General features: G+C 46.1%; 19 protein-coding genes and 2 tRNA genes. 14 read left to right on the top strand and 7 right to left on the bottom strand.

The features are described 5' to 3' along the window. The first annotated feature begins 3 nt into the window (after nt 1-3). A complete protein-coding gene (locus DWV53_RS01420; RefSeq protein WP_006846971.1) occupies nt 4-282 on the top strand; it encodes a TIGR03905 family TSCPD domain-containing protein in 279 nt (92 codons plus the stop codon). A 108-nt stretch (nt 283-390) separates the two neighbouring features. Here DWV53_RS01420 and DWV53_RS01415 read toward each other — a convergent pair whose 3' ends face one another. Further along, nucleotides 391-777, bottom strand: a complete 387-nt coding sequence (locus tag DWV53_RS01415) for a hypothetical protein (RefSeq protein WP_006846970.1) — start codon at nt 775-777, stop codon at nt 391-393. 101 nt (nt 778-878) lie between these two features. Between DWV53_RS01415 and lepA the strand changes: the two genes are divergently transcribed. Continuing rightward, nucleotides 879-2,672 carry a translation elongation factor 4 gene (lepA, locus tag DWV53_RS01410; protein ID WP_118079136.1) on the top strand — a complete coding sequence of 598 codons (1,794 nt, stop codon included), beginning with the start codon at nt 879-881 and terminating at the stop codon, nt 2,670-2,672. Between the two features lie 36 nt (nt 2,673-2,708). After that, nucleotides 2,709-3,308 (top strand): Crp/Fnr family transcriptional regulator, encoded by a 600-nt coding sequence (locus DWV53_RS01405; RefSeq protein ID WP_118151140.1) that lies wholly within the window; start codon nt 2,709-2,711, stop codon nt 3,306-3,308. Nucleotides 3,309-3,445: 137 nt separating this feature from the next. Here the strand turns inward: DWV53_RS01405 and DWV53_RS01400 are convergent, their stop codons facing one another. The 4 genes from DWV53_RS01400 to DWV53_RS01385 form a co-directional block, all read right to left on the bottom strand. Next, nucleotides 3,446-5,110, bottom strand: a complete 1,665-nt coding sequence (locus DWV53_RS01400; protein ID WP_118151139.1) for an AMP-binding protein — start codon at nt 5,108-5,110, stop codon at nt 3,446-3,448. Nucleotides 5,111-5,218: 108 nt separating this feature from the next. After that, nucleotides 5,219-6,886: an AMP-binding protein gene (locus tag DWV53_RS01395; protein WP_118151137.1), complete on the bottom strand. Its 1,668-nt coding sequence runs from the start codon at nt 6,884-6,886 to the stop codon at nt 5,219-5,221. Between the two features lie 142 nt (nt 6,887-7,028). Then, nucleotides 7,029-8,276, bottom strand: a complete 1,248-nt coding sequence (locus DWV53_RS01390; protein WP_118151135.1) for an ABC transporter permease — start codon at nt 8,274-8,276, stop codon at nt 7,029-7,031. Nucleotides 8,277-8,353: 77 nt separating this feature from the next. Further along, a complete protein-coding gene (locus tag DWV53_RS01385) occupies nt 8,354-9,565 on the bottom strand; it encodes a pyridoxal phosphate-dependent aminotransferase (RefSeq protein WP_006846964.1) in 1,212 nt (403 codons plus the stop codon). A 261-nt stretch (nt 9,566-9,826) separates the two neighbouring features. On the opposite strand from DWV53_RS01385, the gene DWV53_RS01380 reads away from it, so the two are divergent. From DWV53_RS01380 to ltrA, 3 genes are all read left to right on the top strand, one after another. Further along, a complete protein-coding gene (locus DWV53_RS01380; RefSeq protein WP_118079131.1) occupies nt 9,827-10,327 on the top strand; it encodes a DUF4494 domain-containing protein in 501 nt (166 codons plus the stop codon). Between the two features lie 7 nt (nt 10,328-10,334). Beyond that, nucleotides 10,335-11,006, top strand: a complete 672-nt coding sequence (locus DWV53_RS01375; protein ID WP_118151133.1) for a YggS family pyridoxal phosphate-dependent enzyme — start codon at nt 10,335-10,337, stop codon at nt 11,004-11,006. Between the two features lie 468 nt (nt 11,007-11,474). Next, nucleotides 11,475-12,881 carry a group II intron reverse transcriptase/maturase gene (gene ltrA / locus DWV53_RS01370; RefSeq protein ID WP_118151131.1) on the top strand — a complete coding sequence of 469 codons (1,407 nt, stop codon included), beginning with the start codon at nt 11,475-11,477 and terminating at the stop codon, nt 12,879-12,881. 221 nt (nt 12,882-13,102) lie between these two features. Here ltrA and DWV53_RS01365 read toward each other — a convergent pair. Both DWV53_RS01365 and DWV53_RS01360 read right to left on the bottom strand, forming a co-directional pair. Next, nucleotides 13,103-13,176, bottom strand: a tRNA-Asn gene (locus tag DWV53_RS01365). A 50-nt stretch (nt 13,177-13,226) separates the two neighbouring features. Next, a tRNA-Asn gene (locus DWV53_RS01360) sits at nt 13,227-13,300 on the bottom strand. 272 nt (nt 13,301-13,572) lie between these two features. Here DWV53_RS01360 and DWV53_RS01350 point away from each other — a divergent pair. The 8 genes from DWV53_RS01350 (at nt 13,573) to sufD (ending at nt 24,145) form a co-directional block, all read left to right on the top strand. Continuing rightward, on the top strand, nt 13,573-15,237 hold the full coding sequence (locus DWV53_RS01350) for a S41 family peptidase (protein ID WP_118151127.1): 1,665 nt from the start codon (nt 13,573-13,575) through the stop codon (nt 15,235-15,237). A 153-nt stretch (nt 15,238-15,390) separates the two neighbouring features. After that, on the top strand, nt 15,391-15,858 hold the full coding sequence (gene rimP / locus DWV53_RS01345; protein ID WP_006849190.1) for a ribosome assembly cofactor RimP: 468 nt from the start codon (nt 15,391-15,393) through the stop codon (nt 15,856-15,858). A gap of 3 nt (nt 15,859-15,861) precedes the next feature. After that, nucleotides 15,862-17,124 carry a transcription termination factor NusA gene (nusA, locus tag DWV53_RS01340; RefSeq protein WP_022120775.1) on the top strand — a complete coding sequence of 421 codons (1,263 nt, stop codon included), beginning with the start codon at nt 15,862-15,864 and terminating at the stop codon, nt 17,122-17,124. A gap of 61 nt (nt 17,125-17,185) precedes the next feature. After that, nucleotides 17,186-20,029, top strand: a complete 2,844-nt coding sequence (gene infB, locus DWV53_RS01335) for a translation initiation factor IF-2 (protein WP_118151125.1) — start codon at nt 17,186-17,188, stop codon at nt 20,027-20,029. Between the two features lie 138 nt (nt 20,030-20,167). Continuing rightward, nucleotides 20,168-21,619: a Fe-S cluster assembly protein SufB gene (gene sufB / locus DWV53_RS01330; RefSeq protein WP_022120773.1), complete on the top strand. Its 1,452-nt coding sequence runs from the start codon at nt 20,168-20,170 to the stop codon at nt 21,617-21,619. 24 nt (nt 21,620-21,643) lie between these two features. After that, nucleotides 21,644-22,027, top strand: coding sequence for a hypothetical protein (locus DWV53_RS01325; RefSeq protein ID WP_147468714.1), 384 nt, complete (start codon nt 21,644-21,646; stop codon nt 22,025-22,027). 4 nt (nt 22,028-22,031) lie between these two features. Beyond that, the gene (gene sufC, locus DWV53_RS01320) at nt 22,032-22,787 is read left to right on the top strand and encodes a Fe-S cluster assembly ATPase SufC (protein ID WP_022120772.1); all 756 of its coding nucleotides are present in this window, start codon (nt 22,032-22,034) and stop codon (nt 22,785-22,787) included. A 14-nt stretch (nt 22,788-22,801) separates the two neighbouring features. Next, nucleotides 22,802-24,145, top strand: a complete 1,344-nt coding sequence (sufD, locus tag DWV53_RS01315; protein WP_118151238.1) for a Fe-S cluster assembly protein SufD — start codon at nt 22,802-22,804, stop codon at nt 24,143-24,145. Nucleotides 24,146-24,154 lie beyond the last annotated feature (9 nt).

The raw sequence follows: 24,154 nt of genomic DNA, 5'->3' as shown, positions 1-24,154 counted from the left end.
ATTATGTTGCAGCAAGACAAACAGGATAAGTTGCAGAAGGTAACTTATCAGACTCATGGCACCTGCTCAAAATACATCTGCATCAGTATAGATGAAGATGGAAATGTGCAGGATGCCCAGTTCATCGGAGGCTGCGATGGCAATACCAAGGGCGTTTGTGCTTTGATTAAAGGCATGAAGGCAAAGGAGGTCATCGCCCGACTGAAGGGTATCACTTGTGGCAATAAGCCTACAAGCTGTCCAGACCAGTTGGCGACAGCTTTGCAGGAAATGGGATATTAAGAGTATTTTAGGCACGGATTACACGGATTTATAGCGCTATATAAATAAAGCGTATTTATAAATCCGTGTGATCCGTGCCTTTTCTACTACTGGTACTCCGTGTCTTTTCTAATACTTGAAGGTATCATCCAGCAACACCTCCTTCGGGTTCTTAGCCGAATGATATACGAAACGGAAGGTGAAATGCTCTTCCTTATATTTCTTCAGGCCAGGGTTGTTGTCCAGGGCTTCCTTCTGAATCTTATGGAGTTTATCCTTGTTGGCATCAATCGCCTTCTTGTTATCTGCCTTGTTTCTCAAAGAGATATAGTATGTATATATCTTCTTGGTTTTATCAAATGCAGCACTGTCAGTCCTGGCGTCGTTGACGTATGGAGTAGGACAGTACTTTTCAGTATATTCCTTGGCTTCACGAGCCGCTTTGTCCTCCAGACTTTCTGTACAAGAAACGAGCAAAGAAGCAAAAATACCGATGTAAATCAACTTTTTCTTCATGATTTTTCTATATTTTATCTAAAAATCTCTATTATTTTCAATATTTTGTGCAAAGATACGAAAAAAAATACTATCTTTGCACTCTAAAGAGAGAAAATTATATGGAGAATATAAATAAAATAAGAAATTTCTGCATTATTGCACATATAGACCATGGTAAAAGTACCTTGGCAGACCGACTTCTGGAGAAGACTCAGACCATCAAGATTACTGAAGGACAGATGCTTGACGATATGGATTTGGAAAGAGAACGTGGTATCACGATCAAGAGTCACGCTATCCAAATGGAATATAAGGCAAAGGATGGACAGACCTATATCCTGAATCTTATCGATACTCCGGGACATGTTGACTTCTCATACGAAGTTTCCCGTTCCATCGCTGCTTGCGAGGGAGCACTGCTGGTTGTTGACGCAACTCAAGGCGTTCAGGCACAGACCATTTCAAACCTCTATATGGCTATCGAACACGACCTGGAGATTATTCCGGTAATCAATAAGATAGATATGCCTTCAGCTATGCCTGAAGAGGTAGAAGATGAAATTGTAGACCTGATCGGTTGTAAGCATGAAGATATTCTCCGTGCTTCAGGTAAGACCGGTGAGGGTGTAGAAGATATACTGGAAGCTGTTGTTAATCGTGTTCCTGCTCCGGTAGGAGACGAGAAGGCACCGCTTCAGGCTTTGATTTTCGACTCTGTATTCAACTCTTTCCGCGGTATCATCGCCTATTTCAAGATAGAGAATGGCGTGATCCGTAAGGGAGATAAGGTGAAGTTCTTCAATACCGGCATGGAATATGATGCTGATGAAATCGGTGTATTGAAGATGGATATGATTCCACGCCAGGAATTGGGGACCGGTGAGGTAGGTTATATCATCTCGGGCATCAAGAATGCTACCGAGGTAAAGGTGGGTGATACCATTACCCATATCGCCCGTCCTTGCGACAAGGCGATTGCGGGTTTCCAGGAAGTGAAACCTATGGTCTTTGCCGGTGTTTATCCTATCGATCCTAGCGATTACGAGAATCTGCGTGCATCGCTCGAAAAACTGCAGCTCAATGATGCTTCATTGACTTTCTCGCCAGAGAGTTCTGTGGCTTTGGGCTTCGGTTTCCGTTGCGGATTCCTCGGATTGCTCCACATGGAAATCGTACAGGAGAGACTGGACCGTGAGTTTAATATGGATGTCATCACTACCGTACCTAACGTATCTTATATGGTATACGACAAGCAGGGCGGTGTGAAAGAGGTTCACAATCCTTCCGGATTGCCAGACCCAACGCTGATAGACCATATTGAGGAACCATATATCCGGGCAACCATCATTACGGCTACCAATTATATTGGACCAATCATGAAACTCTGTCTGGATAAACGAGGCGAACTCATCAATCAGGAATATGTGAGTGGAAACCGTGTAGAGCTCCACTTCATGTTGCCATTGGGAGAAATCGTCATCGACTTCTATGACAAGCTGAAGAGTATCTCCAAGGGATATGCTTCGTTCGACTATCATATCGATTCATTCCGTCATTCCGACCTGGTGAAGCTCGATATCCTGTTGAATGGAGAGCCTGTAGATGCATTGAGTACTTTGACTCACCGCGATAACTCTGTGAGCTTCGGCCGCAGAATGTGCGAGAAGTTGAAGGATCTCATACCTCGTCAGCAGTTCGATATTGCTATCCAGGCAGCTATCGGTGCCAAGATTGTGGCACGTGAGACTGTTAAGCAGGTGCGCAAGGATGTTACTGCCAAATGTTATGGTGGTGACGTGAGCCGTAAGCGCAAGTTGCTTGAGAAGCAGAAGAAGGGTAAGAAGCGCATGAAGCAGATTGGTAATGTGGAAGTTCCACAGAAAGCTTTCCTGGCTGTGCTCAAACTCGACTAATTAATATAAGTATAAAGGAAAAGGAGGTTAAGTATTATGGCAGACTTTAAAGTAATCACCCCTAAGCGTGATATTGCGCGCGAACTGGCGCGTAAATATAGTACGATGACTCATGATGAACTCGATGTGGTGGAAGATATCCTTGAGCCTATCAAGTATGGCAAGGGCGAGATGATCTTGCCTGAAGGTGAACAGTGCATGGGTATCTCGTACATCGAGAAGGGATTGGTGCGCCAATTTTACTTTAAGAATGGCAAGGAGGTGACCGAACATCTGGGTGTGGATCATTCCATCTTTATGTGCATTGAGAGCCTCTTTAAGGAAGAGCCTACACGCTTGCAGGTAGAAGCTTTGGAGCCTACTCTGGTGTATATGCTACCGAAGAAGAAGCTGGAGGCGGCTGCTATGCGTAATGTTAATATCCAGATGCTTTATCGTAAAATATTGGAAGAGAGTTTGATTCAGTCTCAGATTCATGCCGATCTGATGCGATTTGAGTCGGCACCTAATAAATATAAGCGCTTGTGCGAAATGAGCCCACAGGTGGTTCTGCGTGCTCCGCTCACCTATATCGCAAGTTATCTGCAGATGACTCCGGAAACGCTGTCCAGAATCCGCTCGAATACTATATTATAATTTATAATTTATAAAAAATGGTGTGACTTCAAAACCGAAGTCACACCATTTTTTTATTTCATAATACAGGTTCGCGAGTCCGTAAGGCGGAACAGGAGAAACGTCTAGCGGATTTGCGAGCCTGTCACCCTCTTACTTTACTCTGCCGTATAGAGGAATCGCTTGATGCTCTTCTTAGGAGTTTTTTCAAACTCATCTTCATGTATACGTATTTCTGATACTTTGCTGTAAGCAGGAATCATGGTGTTGAGCTCCTGGCGGTTCTGCTCCATGACATCTGCCAGTTCGTTGGTACCGAGATTCAGGGTCTGAGCTTCATCATAGTCTGGGTGAACCAGAGCAATGAGCTTGTCGCCCTTCTGTACAACCACGCTTTCTGCTACCAGTGCCAAAGAGTTGAGCTTATCCTCAATCTCCTCAGGGTAGATATTCTGACCGTTTGCGCCGAGCAGCATGTTCTTGCTACGACCCTTGATGAAGACGTTGCCGTCACCATCCATGGTTCCGAGGTCGCCTGTATGATACCATCCGTTCTCGTCGATGGTCTGCTTGGTAGCTTCCTCATTCTTATAGTAACCCAACATTACGTTAGGACCCTTGGCAAGGATTTCGCCTGGTACATTCTCTGGATCAGGACTGTCGATGCGGACCATCATGTGGAGGGCAGCCTTACCGCAAGAGCCCGGTACGAAGTTTTTGTAATCCTCGTAGCAGATGATAGGGGCACATTCTGTTGCGCCATATCCCACGGTATATTTGAAACCTACGCTATGGAGGAAACTTTCCACTTCCTGGTTAAAGGCTGCACCACCAATAATCACCTCGTAGAAGTTGCCACCGAAGGCATTGGATACCTGGTCGCATATCTTCTCCTTCACCTTCTTGCTGATCACAGGCATGTGGAGCAGCATACGCATGCGGTTGTTCTGGATCTTAGGGAATACCTTCTTGCGGATAATCTTCTCGATAACCAGAGGTACAGATATGATGACGGCTGGCTTGATGCGGCCGAATGCCTCGGCAATGATGGCTGGACTAGGGATGCGGGTGAGATAGAAGATGTGGCAGCCCTTGATGAATTCGAAGATAAATTCAAACGCCATGCCGTACATGTGGGCCATCGGCAGGATACTGATGATAGAATCTCCCGGCTTGATCTTCTTACCCAGTACGTCCTCAGCAAAATCTGCATTGCCCCAGAGTGCACGGTATGGAACCATTACTCCCTTGGAGAAACCGGTAGTTCCGCTGGTATAGTTGATCATAGCCAACTCATCCGGATTCTGTTCCATATAGTAGTTGACATGGTTTTTGCGGAAGTACTTAGGATATTTGATACCGAACATCTCGTTGAGGTGTTCGCGCGCATAAGTCAACTTGTCGGTACGTGAAACGACAAGTGAATAATCCGGTATATAGATGATGCCTTCAAGATCTGGCATCTTCGTTGCATCAATCTGTGTAGCTACAACATCACCCACAAAGAGCAGTTTGGCATCGCTGTGGTTTACGATGTTGTGAATCTGGTCTGGCATGAATTCATGCAGGATAGGTACGGCAATGGCACCATAGGTAAGGGTAGCAAGGAATGCTACAGCCCAGTTTGCGCTATTTCGACCGCAAAGTGCTATCTTGTCGCCCTTTACTACACCAGAGTTCTCAAACATGATGTGTAGCTTCTCAATTTTGCGTGCTACATCATGGTACTGCAAGGTTGCTCCCTTGTAGTCTGTCAGAGCATCCATATCCCAATGGTCTACGATGCTCTTTTGGATTAGTGCGTTAAAACTTGGAATCTCCATATTCTTGTTATTTAACGATTTGCTTTTTTATATTTTTCTCGTACTGAAGTCCGTTTGCTGATGATAGACCTTATCTGCTGATGGTCTGTCAGCAGATAGGGCCTGTCTCTAGATTGCGTTCTGATAGAGGTAACGCTTGATAGACTTCTTGGCTGTCTTTTCAAATTCCTGATTATGAAGTTTGATGCGTGACACCTTTGCGAAGCTAGGTATCTGCATGTTCAGTTCCTTGCGGTTCTGCTCCATGATGTTCTCCAGGTCTTCGTCTGTAAAGCCGAGGTTGTTAACTTCTTCCATATCCGGATGAACTAGAGCTACCAGCTTGTCATCGCTCTGTATTACGATGCTCTCGTTGACCATAGCCATGGAGTTGAGCTTGTCCTCAATCTCTTCCGGATAGATGTTCTGTCCGTTAGGTCCCAGCAGCATGTTCTTGCTTCTGCCTCTTATGAAGATATGTCCGTCGGCGTCCATCGTTGCCAGATCGCCTGTATGGAACCATCCGTCTTTATCTATTACGGCATCTGTTGCCTCCTGGTTCTTGTAATAGCCCTTCATCACATTGATGCCGCGGCAAACCAGTTCACCGGCTACGTTCTCCGGGTCATCGCTCAAAATCTTTACCTCCATGTGCTTCACGGCAACACCACAGCTTCCTGCCACATAGTTGTCCTGATGGGCAAAGGTGATAAGTGGAGCAGTCTCAGTGGTACCATATCCCATTGCGATAGGGAAACCTACGCTGATGAAGAAGTTCTCTATCTCCTTGTTGAGCGGAGCACCACCCACAACAACCTCGTAAGGACGTTCGCCAAACTTTCTCAATACAAACTCGCGAACCTTCTCCTTGATGCGCTTATTGATGACAGGCATGTTCATCAGCAGTCGTGCACGGTTGGTTTGGATATGTGGGAATACTGCCTTTCTTACAATCTTGTCTACTACAAGCGGCACCGCATAGAGGATGTCTGGCTTGATTTCTGACAACGCCTCTGAGATGAGCGTTGGGCTCGGCAGACGGGTAAGGAAGAAGATATGGTTACCCAATACTATATTGAAGAGAAATTCTGTCATGAGTCCATACATGTGAGCCATCGGAAGGGTAGAAAGGATGTTGCAGTTCTTACCTATATTTGGTTTCACTGAATCAATGAGGTAGTCAAGATTACCCCAAAGTGCTCTGTATGGGAGCATCACACCTTTTGAGAAACCGGTAGTTCCACTGGTATAGTTGATCATCGCCAGTTCTTCAGGATCGTCTACGTGATACTTCACGTGTTCTGGTCTGAAATACTTAGGATATCTGTGTCCGAACATTGCATTGAGGTTCTCGCGCGCATAAGTCAGTTTCTCAGAGCGCGAGATGACAAGCGAATTGTCCGGAAGATAGATGATTCCTTCCAGCGAAGGCATCTCCTCTGGTGTTATCTCTGTAGCTACCACGTCACCAACGAACAGAAGTTTGCTTTCGCTGTGGTTCACGATGTTGTGAATCTGCTCAGGCTTAAATTCGTTCTGTATAGGTACGACAATGGCTCCGTAAGTAATAATGGCCAGGAAGGCTACTGCCCACTGGCTACTATTTCTTCCGCAGACGGCAATCTTGTCGCCCTTCTTTACATCGCTGTTTTCGAACAGGATGTGTAGCTTCTCAATCTTTCTGGCAATATCGTGATATTGGAGGGTTGCGCCCTTGTAATCGGTGAGCGCATCCAGATTCCAATTCTTGATAATGCTGTTCTCAATATACGAGTTAAAACTTGGTATTGAATTCATTGCACAATTTACAAAATTTTGTGCAAAGATAATGAAAATAGTGCACACTGCAAAATAAAATGTGCACTATTTTCAAAAACTACATAAAATAATTAGTTTTTTTCCTTTTTAGTCTACATATTGTGGTGTTATAGACTGTATTTTACTCATATCTCATTGATTTGGCTGGATGGATGTGAGAAATCAGGTAGCTTGGTGCTACGAGCATGAAGATACTTATCAGCAGCGTAGCAATGTTCAGGGCTATGATGGCAAGCCAGTTGAATTCTACCGGAACGGTACTTACATAATAGGTCTGTGCATCGAGTTTGATGATGCCTGTAAAGTACTGGAGGGTAAGAATGCCGAGGGCGATGGCGTTGCCCAGAAGCATACCCTTGCCGATGATGAAGACGGCAAACCACAGGAAGGTGTGGCGGATGGTCTTGTTGCGAGCACCCAATGCCTTCATTACGCCTATCATGGAGGTGCGTTCCAGAATGATGATGAGCAGACCGCTGATCATGGTGACGCCGGCTACTATCAGCATCAGACCGAGAATAATCCAGACATTCAGATCCATCAGGCTCAGCCATTGGAAGATGTTTGGATTCAGGTCCTTGATGGTAGAACTGCTGTAGGTTTCTCCATAGTGATCTACCGTGCGGTTCACCTTATTAATAATATAATCTTCAGTCTCGTTGAGCTTGTTGAAGTCGTTTACTGTCAGTTCTGCACCGCTCGTCTGGTCTTCTTCCCATCCGTTCAGCTTCACGGCAGTATAGAGATCGGTGTATACCATTACCTCATCATACTTCTTCAGGTTGGTCTGATAGATACCCTTGATGGTGAAGCGGCGCATACGCACTCCGTTGTCATCAAAGAAGTAGGCAAAGATGCGTTCTCCCGTCTTCAGTTTCAGCTTACCAGCCATCAGCTGTGAGATGAGAATCTGGTTATGACTCGCTTTGTCATCAAACTTAGGGATGCTGCCTTCGATCATGTTCTGATGGATAAAGGTAGAATCAAAATCAGGCCCTACACCTTTGAACATGACGCCCAGGAAATCGCTGTCCGTCTTCAGGATTCCCTCTTTCATGGCAAATTTCTGCACATGTTTTACGCCAGGTATCTTTTTCAGTACGTTGACCATCGAGTCGTTCATAACCACCGGATACTGGTTTTGCTGCTGCAGCGTCATGAAGTCGGCCACCTGTATATGGCTTCCGAATCCTATTACCTTGTCACGTATGGTATGCTTGAATCCGAGCACTACGCATACCGACATAATCATAATGGCGAGTCCGATAGCAACACCTGCAGTGGCTATATGAATAGCAGGGCGAGAAACTTTACGTTTATCGCCCTGATCGCTATATAATCTCTTTGCTATAAATAGAGGAAAATTCATCTTTACTTTGAATTTTGATCTTTGAACTTTATGATTAGTGAAGCTGTTGTATTCTTCACTCTTCGTTCTTCACTTTCTTACAGTCCTTCGTCTTCCACTCTTCCCGGATAAGCCTCAAGTGCCTTACCCAGAACCACCAAAGCACGCTCCAGATCGTGTTTCTTCAAGACGTAAGCTACACGAACCTGATTGTGGCCGGCTCCAGGAGTCGTATAGAAACCGGAGGCTGGAGCCATCATGATGGTTTCGCCCTCGTAGTTGAATTCCTCCAGACACCAGCGGCAGAACTTTTCTGAATCATCGATAGGCAGTTTGGCTACGGTATAGAAGGCTCCCATAGGAATAGGAGAGTATACGCCCGGAATGCGGTTCAAGCCGTCTATCAGGCACTTACGGCGCTCTACATACTCATCGTATACATCGCGGTAGTACTCTTCAGGAGCGTCCAGAGAAGCTTCGGCTACAATCTGACCGATCAGTGGAGGAGAGAGACGGGCCTGGCAGAACTTCATCACCGCCTTGCGGATTTCTGCATTCTTGGTGATGAGGGCACCCACACGGATACCGCACTCACTGTAACGCTTCGAAACAGAATCGATGAGAACCGTGTTCTGCTCGATGCCTTCCAGGTGCATCGCACTGATATAAGGACTGCCGGTATAGATATACTCACGGTAAACCTCATCAGAGAAGAGATAGAGGTCGTACTTCTTCACCAGGTCACGAATCTGATTCATCTCTCTGCGGGTATAGAGATAGCCCGTAGGGTTGTTAGGGTTGCAGATCAGAATGGCACGGGTGCGCTCATTGATCAGCTCCTCAAACTTCTCCACCTTAGGCAGGGAGAAACCTTCTTCTATCGTTGTGGCGATGGTACGGATCTTCGCACCTGCCGAGATGGCAAATGCCATATAGTTAGCGTAAGCAGGTTCTGGTACGATAATCTCGTCGCCAGGGTTGAGGCAGCTCATGAAAGAGAAGAGTACAGCCTCAGAACCTCCCGATGTAATGATGATATCATCGGCAGTTACGTTGATGTTGAATTTCTTATAGTAATCTACAAGCTTCTCGCGATAGCTGAGATAGCCCTGACTTGGAGAATACTCCAAGACCGTGCGGTCTATATGCTTCAAGGCATCTAGGCCACATTGAGGAGTTGGAAGGTCAGGCTGACCGATGTTGAGGTGATATACCTTTACTCCACGTTTTTTTGCTGCGGCAGCCAGAGGAGCCAACTTTCTGATAGGTGACTCTGGCATTTCAAGACCGCGTACAGATATTTCTGGCATCTTAAAATATTGTTTCTTTCTATTAATTATCCGTGTCGAAAATTGAATTCTATGACCTTCTGGTCTTTTCAATTTACGCTATTCGGCTGCAAAGATAAGAAAATTAGATGAGAATTGAGAATAACTTTCGGTTAAATTTTATTTTTTGATTAAAAACTCTTTAAATATGTCGCTCTTTGCTTTCTTTTTTATAACTTTGCACTTAATTTCAAGAATTGTTATAAGATTATACTAATTAATTAAAATAAGTAAGAAGAAAATATGAGAAGTAGAACAAGTACATGGTTTGAGACCAAAGTGAAATATCAGAAGACAATGGAGGATGGTTCAGAAAAGGTTGTTTCTGAAGCATACGTAGTAGATGCTTTGAGCTTTACCGAGGCTGAGAGCGCCATCATCGATGAGATGTCGGTTTATGTAAGCGGCGAGTTGAAGGTGAGCGGTATCGGCAAGGCTGGCTACGGCGAAATCTTCTTCAGCGATGTGGATGATGATGATAAGTGGTATAAGGCTAAACTCCAGTTCATTACAATTGATGAGAAGAGTGAGAAGGAGAAGCGCAGCAATGTTACCTATCTTGTTCAGGCTAAGTCTCTCGCCCGTGCCCTCCGTTATATTGATGAGGTGATGGGCAAGACCATGATAGATTATGATGTGGTTGGTTTGAACGAAACCAAACTGATGGATGTATTTGAGCACCATGCTCCTAACGAGAAGAAAGAGGAGAAGAATGATGTGCCTGAATACGAGGAGCAAAAATAATTGAACTATGTATGATGTAAAAGGAAATCTCAATGAGGTGCTGGGCAGCTTGCCTGCCGGTGTCCGTCTCGTTGCTATCAGCAAGTTCCATCCCAACGAGTATATCGAGGAGGCTTATGCTGAAGGACAGCGTATCTTCGGCGAGAGTCATGAGCAGGAACTCGCCAAGAAGGTGGCTTCGCTGCCTGAGGACATCGAGTGGCATTTCATTGGTCATCTGCAGACCAATAAGGTGAAGTATATCGCACCTTATATCTCGATGATTGAATCGGTAGACAGTCTGAAACTTCTCAAGGAGATTGAGAAGCAGGCTGCCAAGCACAATCGTGTGGTGAAGGTTCTTCTGGAACTTCATCTGGCTGAGGAAGATACCAAATCGGGTCTTTCTCTTGATGCTTGCCGCGAACTTCTGGAGGCTGGCGAATGGCGGGAGATGAAGCATGTGCAGATTTGTGGCATCATGATGATGGCATCTAATACAGACGATGAGCAGCAGATTGCTCAGGAGTTTGATGAGGCTGCCCGGTTCTTTGATGAGATAAAGGCCAGATATTTTGCTGATGATGATGCTTTCTGCGAGCGTAGCTGGGGTATGAGTCACGATTATCATATTGCCGTCAAGCACGGCAGCACGATGGTTCGTGTAGGTACTACCATCTTCGGTCCTAGAATATATTAAAATAATAAGAGGGTGTGTCATAAAACATGACACACCCTCTTTGTTTATAGTATGCTCGGCATGAGCATTGTCTAATGGGTGCAAGTCCCTAGTAAGCCCTAATAGCGGGAATTACCTAGCCAATGGCAAGGGTGTCCATCATGAGTTGGAATCTGAAAGAAGCCGGCGGCAAACATCTGACCTAACGTACAGAAACTTCATACAAGGCATATGACCGTGGATTAGATTGCTATACAAATCAAAGTCCCATAGCTATTCGGAACGGTTGGTGTAAATGAAGTGGGTATAAGATGGAAAGACAATGCCCTTATCCGAGGAGGTCTCACGGACTTGTCGAATAGCTATGTTGCGAAAGGCAAGGAGTAAAGCTAGCCGTGAGAAGTCAGCAGATGTCATAGTAGTGTGCTTTTCGATATAGCGCATGAAGGACAGAACCTATATTAAACGATAGTAATTGAAACATACCTTATGAAAGTAAGAACGCAGAAAACATTGGCAAAAGTTAATGGCTGCCCCCAAAGAGCTAGGACGGAATCCGAATGGTATGGGGGAGCGCAGACTTTCATGTGGATGTGTGAAGACAACATCGTGGAAGTACCATTCGACAAGGAGCACTTGTTGGAGCGAACCCTTAGTCCCGATAACCTGAACCAAGCCTACAAAGCGGTGGTTCGCAACAAGGGATGCGGCGGTATCGACAAGATGTCTTGTGAGGAACTCCTCCCTTGGCTCTTGGCTAACAAGGATTCTCTGATACGTTCCTTGCAGGACGGCTCATACCGTCCGAACCCAGTCCGTCGAGTAGAGATACCGAAGGACAATGGCAAGAAGCGCCTGTTGGGCATCCCCACCGTGGTTGACCGATTGGTGCAACAAGCCATCAACCAAACCTTGACACCCATCTATGAGCGACAGTTCTCGTCACGAAGTTACGGCTTCCGCCCAAGGCGAGGATGCCACGATGCACTTAGGGGAGCGCAGAAGATAATCGACAATGGCTATATATACGTTGTCGATTTAGACTTGGAACGCTTCTTCGACACGGTGAGTCATAGCAAACTCATAGAAATCCTAAGCCGAACCATCAAGGATGGGAGGGTTGTCAGCCTTATACACAAATATCTTCGCAGCGGTGTGATAAACAAGGGCTTGTTCGAGGCAAGTGAGGAGGGAACTCCCCAAGGAGGACCGTTGAGTCCACTGCTGAGCAACATCATGCTCAACGAGTTGGACAAGGAACTCGAACGCAGAGGTCTCCCCTTTGTTCGTTATGCCGATGACTCAATGATATTTTGTAAGTCCAAGCGAGCAGCAATGCGAGTCAAGGAGTCCATCACCAAGTTCATAGAAGGTAAACTATACCTCAAGGTGAACAAGGAGAAGACGGTCGTCTCGTATGTGCGTGGTGTGAAATACCTCGGCTACTCCTTCTATGTATCCAAAGGCAAATGCCAACTGACTGTGCATCCCAAATCCAAAGCAAAGATGAAAGCCAAACTAAAGGAACTTACGAATCGGAGCAATGGATGGGGATATGAAAAATGGAAGCAAAAGCTAGAGGAATACATACGAGGATGGGTGGGGTACTATCATCTTGCAAATATGAAGCAACTGCTCCTTGAAACGGACAAATGGCTGCGCAGACGAATACGCATGTGTATATGGAAGTCTTGGAAGAGAGTCAAGACGAGGATTGCCAACCTCGTAAGGTGTGGTATAGATAAATACCAAGCCTATATGTGGGGCAACAGCCGTCTTGGGTATTGGCGTGTAGCAGACAGTCCTATTTTGAAAATGGCTATCAGCAATGATAGTCTTCGTAAGACAGGGTATGTCACGCTGATGGGTTCGTATCTCGAATGGCACCCAAAGTAGGAACCGCCGTATGCGGAACCGCACGTACGGTGGTGTGGGAGGTCGGTGAATGCGAAAGTAGGAGGTAAATGCCTCTTATGAGTAACATTTACCTCCTACCCGATTTGCTTTCTCTGGTTATTGCCGGATATAGTATTTGTAAATGGGAATGGAGAATGCAAAGTGGGATAAAATGTGGATAAACAAAAAGAGTCACAAGTAAAACTTGCGACTCTTTTCTGCGCTTCAAGATGGGCTTGAACCAACGACCCCCTGATTAACAGTCAGGTGCTCTAACCAACTGAGCTATTGAAGCAATTTGCTATGAAAGAAGATGAGTTGCGAGGCTAACCTGAAACTCTCTTGCGCTTCAAGATGGGCTTGAACCAACGACCCCCTGATTAACAGTCAGGTGCTCTAACCAACTGAGCTATTGAAGCGTTTTTTCTGTAAAGAACATGACGTTCCTTATTTGCGTGTGCAAAAGTACTAACTTTTCTTCATTCTGCCAAATTTTTTGCTGACTTTTTTCGCTTTTTCCCTAAAAAAGTGTATTTTTTCTTATCTTTGTGCCACTTTTTGCCTATTTTATGGTGTTTTTCGCAAAGAAATGAGTACTTTTGTGGTCGAAATCTTCTCCCGAGGGCGAATGCCGTGAAGAGGGGAGGAAATAACCAATAAGTTGAATCATATACAATTAAATAAGGTAACAATGAAAAGAATACTGTTCTCCTTGCTTATGGTGCTCCTGGCGGTTCCTACTTTTGCCCAGGTTGACAAAGATCATGACTTCAAAGCCGCAAAGAATATGGAAATATTCAATGCCATCTACAAGAATCTCGATTTGATGTATGTTGATACGCTCGATGCTGAAGTTGTGGTCGGAAATGGTATCAATGCCATGTTGCGTAGTCTCGACCCTTATACTACCTATTATCCTGAGCAGAAGATGAAGGAACTCAAGAATCTGCTCACCGGCAAGTATGCGGGTGTAGGTGCGGTGATACGCTATAATTTCCAGTTGCAGCGCGTCTGTGTCAGCGAGCCTTACGAGAATATGCCTGCTGCAGAAGTGGGACTGAAGAAGGGTGACATCATCCTGAGTATTGATGATGAGGATATGACCAATAAGGAGGTGAGCTATGTCAGCGATCATCTTCGTGGTGAACCGGGTTCTTCTTTCATGCTGAAAGTTAAGCGTCCAAGTACAGGCAAGACGATGAAGGTGAAGGTAACACGCCGTACCATCCAGTTGCCGTTCTTGCCTTATTATGGCATGTTGGAGGGTAACATCGGTTACATCAACTTCAATTCCTTTACCGAGCAGTCTGCCAAGGAAGTGCGTCGTGCTTTCATCGATTTGAGAAAGCAAGGAGCCACTAGCCTTGTCTTCGATCTGCGTAATAATGGTGGTGGTTCTGTTACCGAAGCGGTCAGTATCATCAATATGTTCTTGCCTAAAGGTAAGACAGTCTTGGAGATGAAGGGAAAGTTGCAGCGTTCTAATCATGTTTATAAGACCACGGTTGAACCGATAGATTCCGTTATGCCGATGGTGGTATTGGTGAACGAGAATTCTGCCAGTGCCAGTGAAATCATGAGCGGCAGTCTGCAGGATTATGACCGTGCTGTAATATTAGGCACGCGCACGTATGGAAAGGGATTGGTGCAGACTACCATGGATTTGCCTTATAACGGACAGGTGAAACTCACTACTGCTAAATATTTCATTCCTAGCGGTCGATGCGTTCAGGCACTCAACTATAAGCACGATAAGGGCGGTTATGTGGAGCATGTTCCCGACTCTCTTACCAAGGTGTTCTATACCGCAGGTGGCAGAGAAGTGAGAGATGGAGGTGGTGTGAAGCCGGATGTAGAAGTAAAGCCTGATTCTTTGCCAAACATTGCCTTCTATCTGGCTGGTGCCCGCGATAGTAATGAGGTGATGCTTAATTATGAGGTTGATTATATCGCCAAGCATCCTGCTATTGCTCCTGCGAAGGAATTCTCGCTGACCGATGCCGACTATGATGAATTCAAGACACGCGTGTTGAAGGCTAACTTCCAGTACGACCGTGAAACAGAAAAGTATCTCAAGGACTTGGAAAAACTCGCTAAGTTTGAAGGCTACTACGATGATGCCAAGGCAGAGTTTGAGGCTTTGAAGAAAAAGCTGAGCCATAATGTGGCAAAGGATCTGGATTATAACAAGGATTACATCAAGCATCTGTTGGAAAATGACATCGTTTCTGCCTATTATTTCCAGCGCGGTGCCATCCAGAATTCCATGCGTTACGACAAGCAGATTAAGGAAGCAGTAAAATTGCTGAATTCTCCATCAGAATACGAAAAAATACTGCATCCTGTGAAGAAATAAGTACAAAAACGTGCACAATCGATTAAAAATGTGCACGTCGCGAATAAAAAGTTGCATTTTTTTTGGCTAATCACAAAAATATTTGTAATTTTGCAACGTTCAGTGGAATGAGGGGCTCACAAGAGTTCCTCATTTTATTTTAATAAGGTATATATGATTGATAAAAACGTCGTAAAAAAATTAGTTGAAGAATGGCTCCAAGATAAGGAATATTTCTTGGTAAGCATTGAAATCAGTCCCGACGATAGAATCGTTGTTGAGATTGACCATGCCGATGGAGTATGGATTGAGGATTGTGTTGCCTTGAGTAAGTATATTGAGGATCATTTGAACCGTGACGAGGAAGACTATGAGCTCGAAGTTGGCTCTGCAGGCTTGGGTCAACCGTTCAAAGTTCCGCAGCAGTATATCAATTTCATTGGCAAGGAGGTAGAGGTGCTTGATGCCGACGGCAAGAAGGTGAAGGGTATCTTGAAAGCTGTTGAAGGAAATGACTTCACAGTTGGCGTTGAAGAAAAGGTAAAGGTTGAAGGTAAAAAACGTCCGGTTAAGCAGGAGGTTGATCACGTTTACCAGATGGATAAAGTAAAATATACAAAATACATAATTAGTTTCAATTAAGTTATGGCTAAAAAAGAGCAAGAATTGACAGCGAGTATGATTGATACATTCCGCGAGTTTAAAGAAACAAAGAATATCGACCGTACTACATTGGTAAGTGTATTGGAGGAGAGCTTCCGTAATGTACTTGCCAAGATTTTTGGTAGTGACGAAAACTTTGATGTCATCGTGAACCCTGACAAGGGTGACTTCGAAATTTATCGCAACCGTATTGTTGTTGCTGATGGCGAAGTTGAAGATGAAAATAAGGAAATTACACTTTCTGAGGCTCGTAAGATTGAGCCGGATTACGAGGTTGGTGAGGATGTAAGTGAGACGGTTGACTTCAATAAGTTTGGTCGTCGTGCCATCTTGACTCTTCGTCAGACTTTGGCTTCCAAGATTCTTGAGTTGGAGCATGATTCACTCTACAACAAATACAAGGATCGCGTAGGTCAGGTTATCTCTGGTGAGGTTTATCAGGTTTGGAAGCGCGAGGTTCTGATTGTAGATGATGAGAACAACGAGCTCATGTTGCCTAAGACTGAGCAGATTCCTGGTGATACTTACCGCAAGGGTGAGACTGTTCGTGCGGTCATCCTTCGTGTAGACAACGAGAACAATAATCCAAAGATTATCTTGAGCCGTACTGCTCCAATCTTCCTGCAGCGCCTGTTGGAGGCTGAGGTTCCTGAGATTGCAGACGGTCTGATTGCAATCCGCCGTATCGCCCGTCTTCCGGGAGAGCGTGCTAAGATTGCTGTTGAAACATTCGATGAGCGTATCGACCCGGTTGGCGCATGTGTAGGTGTTAAGGGTAGCCGCGTTCATGGTATCGTTCGCGAACTTTGCAACGAGAATCTCGATGTCATCAACTACTCAAGCAATACCAAGCTCTTCATTCAGCGTGCGTTGGCTCCAGCCAAGGTTTCTTCAATCAATGTTGATGATGAGAACAAGAAAGCAGAGGTTTACTTGCAGCCTGAGGAAGTTAGTTTGGCTATCGGCCGTGGCGGTATGAACATCAAACTGGCTTCTATGCTTACAGAATATACCATCGACGTATTCCGTGAGGTAGACGAGAATGAGGCCGATGAGGATATCTACTTGGATGAGTTCTCTGATGAGATTGACCAGTGGGTTATCGATGCTATCAAGGGCATCGGTCTTGATACTGCCAAGCAGGTACTCAATGCACCTCGCAACTTGCTGATTGAGAAGGCCGACCTCGAAGAGGAGACCGTTGATCATGTACTCAGCGTGTTGCGCGCCGAATTCGAACAATAATTCCCTTGCCAGCGAGTGCTTGCAGGGAATCTAACTTTAAAAATAGGAGAATAAATAATTTATGAGCATCAGATTAAATAAAGCACTACGTGAATTAAATATAGGACTTCAGACGGCAGTTGAATTCCTAGAGAAAAGAAAAGACCTGGGAGATGTCAAGGCAGAACCGAGCTTCAAACTCACCGACCAGCAATACAAGGCATTGAATGATGCCTTCAGTCAGGACAGAGAGGTTCGTGATCAGGCTGAGAAACTCTTTACCAAAAAAGCAAAAGATAAGAAGCGTGCGCCAGAGCAGAAGGACAATCGCGCTGAAAGCTTGTTGGAGTCTAATGGACAGCAGCAGTATAAGCCGCTGGGAAAGATTGACTTGGACAATATCGGTAAGAAGCCTGCTGCAGAGTCTGTTGCGGATAAGCCTGAGACTGCTGCCGTCAGTCCTGAGCAGAAGAAAGACGCTCCTAAGGCTGAGCAAAAGAAGGAACAGAAGCCACAACAGGCTTCTCAGCATAAACAGCAAATGAAACAGGAAAATCATCAGAAATCACAGCAGTCAAACGCTCAGATGAATAAGCAGAATGCTCCTCAGGGAAAGAAAGAGCATCATCATGCTAAGAATGAAACTGCACAGCATTCTGCTGGCGCAGCAGACAACAGCGTGTTTACTCTCAAGAGTGAGAAGAAGTTTACTGCTAATGAGCCTAAGGTGTTGGGCAAGATAGATTTGTCTTCTCTCAACCAGAGCACTCGTCCTAAGAAGAAAACCAAGGAGGAGCGCCGCAAGGAACGTGAGGAGAAAATGGCTCAACAGCACAATGAGCGCAAAAAGCGTGTTCGTATCAACAAAGAACGTGTTGACATCAATGCCGAAGCTAAGAATAATGGCGGAGGTAATGGCAACAACGGCGGTAATAACAAGAAGAACAAAAACCGCAACAGAAATAATAACAATAATAATCGCGGCAATAACAACAACCGCGGCAACCAGCGCCAGATCGAGGTTGATGACGAGGCTGTAGCACGCCAGGTTAAGGAGACTCTTGCACGTTTGACCAGCAAGAGTCAGAACAAGAAGGGTGCTAAGTACCGTAAGGAGAAGCGTGAGGCTGTTCAGGAGAAGTTGCAGGATCAGGCTCGTCAGGAGCAGAAGGAAAGCAAGACCCTGAAACTTACTGAGTTCGTTACCGTTAGCGAGTTGGCTACGATGATGGATATCAGCGTTACTCAGGTTATCTCTACGCTGATGGGCGTAGGTATCATGGTATCTATCAACCAGCGCCTGGATGCAGAGACCATCAACATGGTAGCTGAGGAGTTCGGTTTCAAGACCGAATACGTGAGTGCCGAGGTTCAGGAGGCCGTGAGCGAGGAAGTGGATGATGAGAACGACTTGGTTCCACGTGCTCCAATCGTAACCGTCATGGGTCACGTAGACCATGGTAAGACCTCTTTGCTCGACTATATCCGCAATACCAATGTGATTGCCGGTGAGGCAGGTGGTATTACCCAGCATATCGGTGCCTATAGTGTGACCCTGAAAAGCGGTCGCAAGGTAACCTTCCTTGATACTCCAGGCCACGAGGCGTTTACCGCCATGCGTGCCCGTGGTGCCCAGGCTACCGATATCGCCATCATCATCATCGCAGCCGATGACTCTGTGATGCCTACTACCAAGGAGGCTATCGCTCATGCCCAGGCTGCCGGTGTGCCTATGGTATTCGCAATCAACAAGATTGATAAGCCAGGTGCTAACCCAGACCGTATCCGTGAGGACTTGGCTAACATGAACCTGCTCGTTGAGGAGTGGGGTGGTAAGTATCAGTGCCAGGAAATCAGTGCCAAGAAGGGTATCGGTGTTCACGATTTGCTCGACAAGGTGCTCCTCGAGGCTGACATGCTCGACCTGAAGGCTAACCCTAACCGTCGTGCTACAGGTACCATCATCGAGTCTTCTCTCGACAAGGGTCGTGGATATGTTTCTACCGTATTGGTAGCCAACGGTACCTTGAAGGTTGGCGACATCGTACTCGCCGGTACTTCTTGGGGTCGTGTTAAGGCGATGTTCAATGAGCGTAATGCCAACATCAAGTCAGCAGCTCCTGCTGAGCCAGCTATCATCCTCGGTTTGAACGGTGCGCCTACTGCAGGTGACCAGTTCCACGTAATCGAGACTGAGCAGGAGGCTCGCGAAATCGCCAACAAGCGTGAGCAGTTGCAGCGTGAGCAGGGCTTGCGTACTCAGAAGCGCTTGACCCTGGGTGATATCTCTCACCGTATCGCACGTGGTGAGTTCCATGAGTTGAACGTCATCGTGAAGGGTGATACCGATGGTTCTGTTGAGGCTTTGAGCGACTCATTCATCAAGCTTTCTACCGAGAAGGTTCAGGTGAACGTGGTGAACAAGGCTGTGGGTCAGATTTCTGAGAACGACGTGATGCTGGCATCTGCATCAGATGCAGTCATCGTTGGTTTCCAGGTTCGTCCATCTGCCGATGCTCGCAAGGCTGCCGACCGTGAGGGTGTTGAAATCAACACATACTCTATCATCTACGATGCTATCGACGATATCAAGAGTGCGATGGTTGGTATGCTCGACAAGGTGAAGAAGGAAATCGTTACCGGTCAGGTTGAGGTTAAGCAAACCTTCAAGATTTCTAAGGTGGGTACTATTGCCGGTGGTCTCGTTACCGAGGGTAAGGTACACGCTAAGGATAAGGCTCGCGTCATCCGTGACGGTATCGTGATACGTACTGCAGAAATCGGTGCCTTGAAGCGTTACAAGGACGATGTCAAGGAGGTGGTTACCGGTATGGAATGCGGTTTGAGCCTCGTCAACTACAACGATATTCAGGAGGGCGACGTTATCGAGACCTTCACTGAGATCGAGGTAGAGCAGAAGCTTTAATAAAGTGAAGAGTGAAGAACGAAAAGTGAAGAAATCATTTGTTTTTCGCTCTATCATATATATAATAAGGTAGGGATGAGTCCTCAGCGGCTTATCCCTATTTAGGGTTAAAATAACGAAAGGTTATTCTAAATAACAATGGCAGAAATAGAGAAAGAACAGAATCAGGTTGTCAAGGATGTGATAGACCAGAAATACGAGTATGGTTTTACCACCGATGTACATACTGAAATCATAGAAAAGGGTCTCAACGAGGATGTTGTGCGCCTGATCTCGCAGAAGAAGGGAGAGCCAGACTGGATGCTCGAATTTCGTCTGAAAGCCTACAATTACTGGAAGACGCTCAAGGAGCCAAAGTGGGGACACGTTCACGTGCCACCTATTGACTACCAGGAGATTTCATACTATGCCGACCCTTTGGCAAAGAAGCCGAAGAATAAGGAGATTGATCCTGAGCTGGAGAAGACATTCGATAAACTTGGTATTCCTCTGGAGGAGCGCTTGGCTTTGAGCGGCACTGCCGTGGATGCCATCATGGACTCTGTGTCGGTAAAGACTACTTTCAAGGAGAAACTCCGTGAAAAGGGCGTCATCTTCTGCAGTATCGGTGAGGCTGTGAAGGAGCATCCTGATTTGGTAAGAGAGTATCTGGGAACCGTAGTTCCTTATCGTGATAACTTTTATGCAGCCTTGAACAGTTGCGTATTCAGTGATGGCTCATTCGTCTATATTCCTAAGGGTGTCCGCTGTCCGATGGAGTTGAGCAGTTACTTCCGCATCAATGCCCGTAACACCGGTCAGTTTGAGCGTACATTGATCATCGCCGATGATGATGCCTACGTTTCTTACCTGGAGGGATGTACAGCGCCAATGCGTGATGAGAACCAGCTCCATGCGGCTATCGTAGAGATTATCGTCAAGGATAATGCTGAGGTGAAATACTCTACTGTTCAGAACTGGTATCCTGGTGATGAGCATGGTAAGGGTGGTGTGCTGAACCTGGTAACCAAGCGAGGCGACTTGCGCGGTGTGAACTCTAAGTTGAGCTGGACTCAGGTAGAGACGGGTTCTGCGATTACCTGGAAGTATCCTTCCTGTATCTTGCGTGGCGACAACTCCGTGGCAGAGTTCTACAGCGTAGCTGTTACCAACAACTATCAGGAGGCCGATACCGGTACCAAGATGATTCACATGGGTAAGAACACCAAGAGTACTATCATCTCGAAGGGTATCTCGGCAGGTCATAGCCAGAACTCCTATCGTGGTCTGGTTCGTGCCACATCCAATGCCGACAATGCACGCAACTACAGTTCCTGCGACTCCTTGTTGCTGGGTAGCGATTGTGGAGCACATACTTTCCCATATATGGATGCCCATAACGACACAGCCGTGTTCGAGCATGAGGCAACTACCTCGAAGATTTCAGAAGACCAGCTCTTCTATTGCAATCAGCGAGGCATTCCTACCGAGGAGGCTGTCGGCTTGATCGTAAACGGTTATGCCAAGGATGTGCTCAACAAGTTGCCTATGGAGTTTGCCGTAGAGGCTCAGAAACTCCTCAGTGTTTCACTCGAAGGCACCGTTGGCTAAGAATAATAAGAAAGAGAGGTGGTTATGAAAAGAATGTTGTTGATGTTATTGTTAGTTGATAGCTTGAACTTAACGGCTCAAGACCTTTTCAATCATCAAAAAAATGGCTTGACGGCACAGCAAGATTCCATCGTTGCATCTTTTGTTGCGAAATGCAAGCAAGAGCAAAATGTGTATCTTCGTTGTGGTCGATATTGTCATGTTGATGAGTCTGACCCTACATTGACCAAGTCCATTATGCAGACATCGAGTTATCTTCCGCAGATGAAGGGTAAGGTCATACGACCAGGTGAGTGCTCATTTTGGGTACTAGACCCTCCTTCGTTGTTTGTGCAATGGGGCTGGGAGAAGTCACCATCTTTCTTTGAAGAGTTATGTTCCAATATTTTGAACGCATTTTTTAAGTAATAATATGTTAGAGGTAAAGAATCTGCATGCTACTATTGCAGGCAAAGAAATATTGAAAGGTATCAACCTGACTATCAACGATGGTGAGATACATGCTATCATGGGACCTAACGGTTCCGGTAAGTCAACCTTGAGCGCTGTGCTCACAGGTAACCCTCTCTATACCGTAACCGAGGGTGAGGCTATCTTCAACGGCAAGAACCTTCTGGATATGAAGCCAGAGGACCGTGCCCGTGAAGGCTTGTTCCTCTCTTTCCAGTATCCGGTGGAGATTCCTGGCGTATCCATGACCAACTTCATGCGTGCGGCTATCAATGCCAAGCGTGAGTATCAGGGTTTGGAACCATTGAATACAAGCGAATTCATGAAACTGATGCGTGAGAAGCGCGAGTTGGTGGAATTGGACAGCAAGTTGGCTCGCCGTTCAGTAAACGAAGGTTTCTCGGGTGGTGAGAAGAAGCGCAACGAGATTTTCCAGATGGCTATGCTGGAGCCAAAGCTCTCTATCCTCGATGAAACCGACTCTGGTCTCGATGTGGATGCGATGCGTATCGTGGCTGACGGTGTGAACAAGATGCATACCGACAAGACATCTGCCATTGTCATCACTCATTATGAGCGTCTGCTCGATATGATTAAGCCAAGTGTGGTTCACGTACTCTATAAGGGTAGAATCGTGAAGACTGCCGGTCCTGAACTTGCCAAGGAGATTGAGGCTCGTGGCTACGACTGGATCAAGGCTGAAGTAGATGAGAAATAATTAGGAGGATGGCTATGCTTTCAGAAAAACAATATTTAGACTTGTATCAGTCTTCTTCGAGAATAATCAAGAAGAACAGTGCTGAGGTGCTCAATGCGGTGCGCGATGCTGCGTTTGAGGACTTCCGTCGCTTGGGCTTCCCTTCCCGAAAGGTAGAAAGATACAAGTACACAGATATGAGCGCCATCTTCGAGCCAGACTATGGCTTGAACTTGAACCGTCTGGAAATTCCGGTAGATCCATACGAGGCTTTCCGCTGCGATGTGCCTAACCTGAGCACTTCGCTCTACTTCGTGGTGAACGATGCTTTTTATAACAAAGCTTTGCCTAAAGTAGAGCTTCCGGAGGGCGTAATCGTGGATTCTTTGAACAAGATTGCTGCAGAAAACCCTGAATTCATCGGGAAATACTACGCTAAGATTGCCAAAACCGACGAAGATGGCATCACGGCATTGAATACATTCCTGGCACAGGATGGCTTGCTGATTTATGTTCCAAAGAATGTAAAGGTAGAGCGAACTATTCAGGTCATCAATATTCTCCGTTCGGATGTTGATTTGATGGTAAACCGACGTGTTCTCATCGTCATGGAACAGGGTGCTGAGGCTAAGTTCCTCTTCTGCGACCATGCAGCCGATGACAAGAACTTCCTCGCAACCCAGGTTATCGAGGCATTCGTAGGCGAGAATGCCAGTCTCGACCTCTATTGTCTGGAGGAGACTCATTACAAGAACCGCCGTGTCAGCAACGTGTATATCGAGCAGCAGGCTAACAGCCGCGTGAACCATAACGTCATCACCCTTCATAATGGTATCACCCGCAACCGTCTTGACCTCGTATTCAAGGGCGAGGGAGCTGAGTGCTTCTGCAATGGTTGTGTGATTGCCGACAAGAACCAGGTGGTTGATAACAATACGCTCATCGACCACCAGGTGGGTCATTGTACCAGCAACGAGCTTTATAAGTATGTACTCGATGGTGAGGCACGTGGTGCTTTTGCCGGTAGAGTGTTGGTTCGTCATGGTGCCCAGAAAACTGTTTCTCAGGAAACCAACCAGAACCTCTGTGCTACGAAGACTGCCCGTATGTTCACCCAGCCGATGCTAGAGATTTATGCCGATGATGTGAAGTGTGCGCATGGAAGTACTGTAGGTCAGCTCAACGATGCCGCCCTGTTCTATATGCAGCAGCGTGGTGTGAGCCGCGAGGAGGCTAAGTTGCTCCTTCAGTTTGCATTTATCAACGAAGTCATCGACAAGATGGAGCTGGAGCCATTGCGTGATCGCCTACATCATCTCGTAGAGAAGCGATTCCGTGGTGAACTCAATAAGTGTGAGGGCTGCAAGCTTTGCAAGTAGATAATATCC

Origin of the sequence: Segatella copri (assembly GCF_003465495.1) — a bacterium.
In the GTDB taxonomy this organism is placed as follows: domain Bacteria; phylum Bacteroidota; class Bacteroidia; order Bacteroidales; family Bacteroidaceae; genus Prevotella; species Prevotella copri_G.
This window is presented reverse-complemented; position numbering and strand designations above follow the sequence as displayed.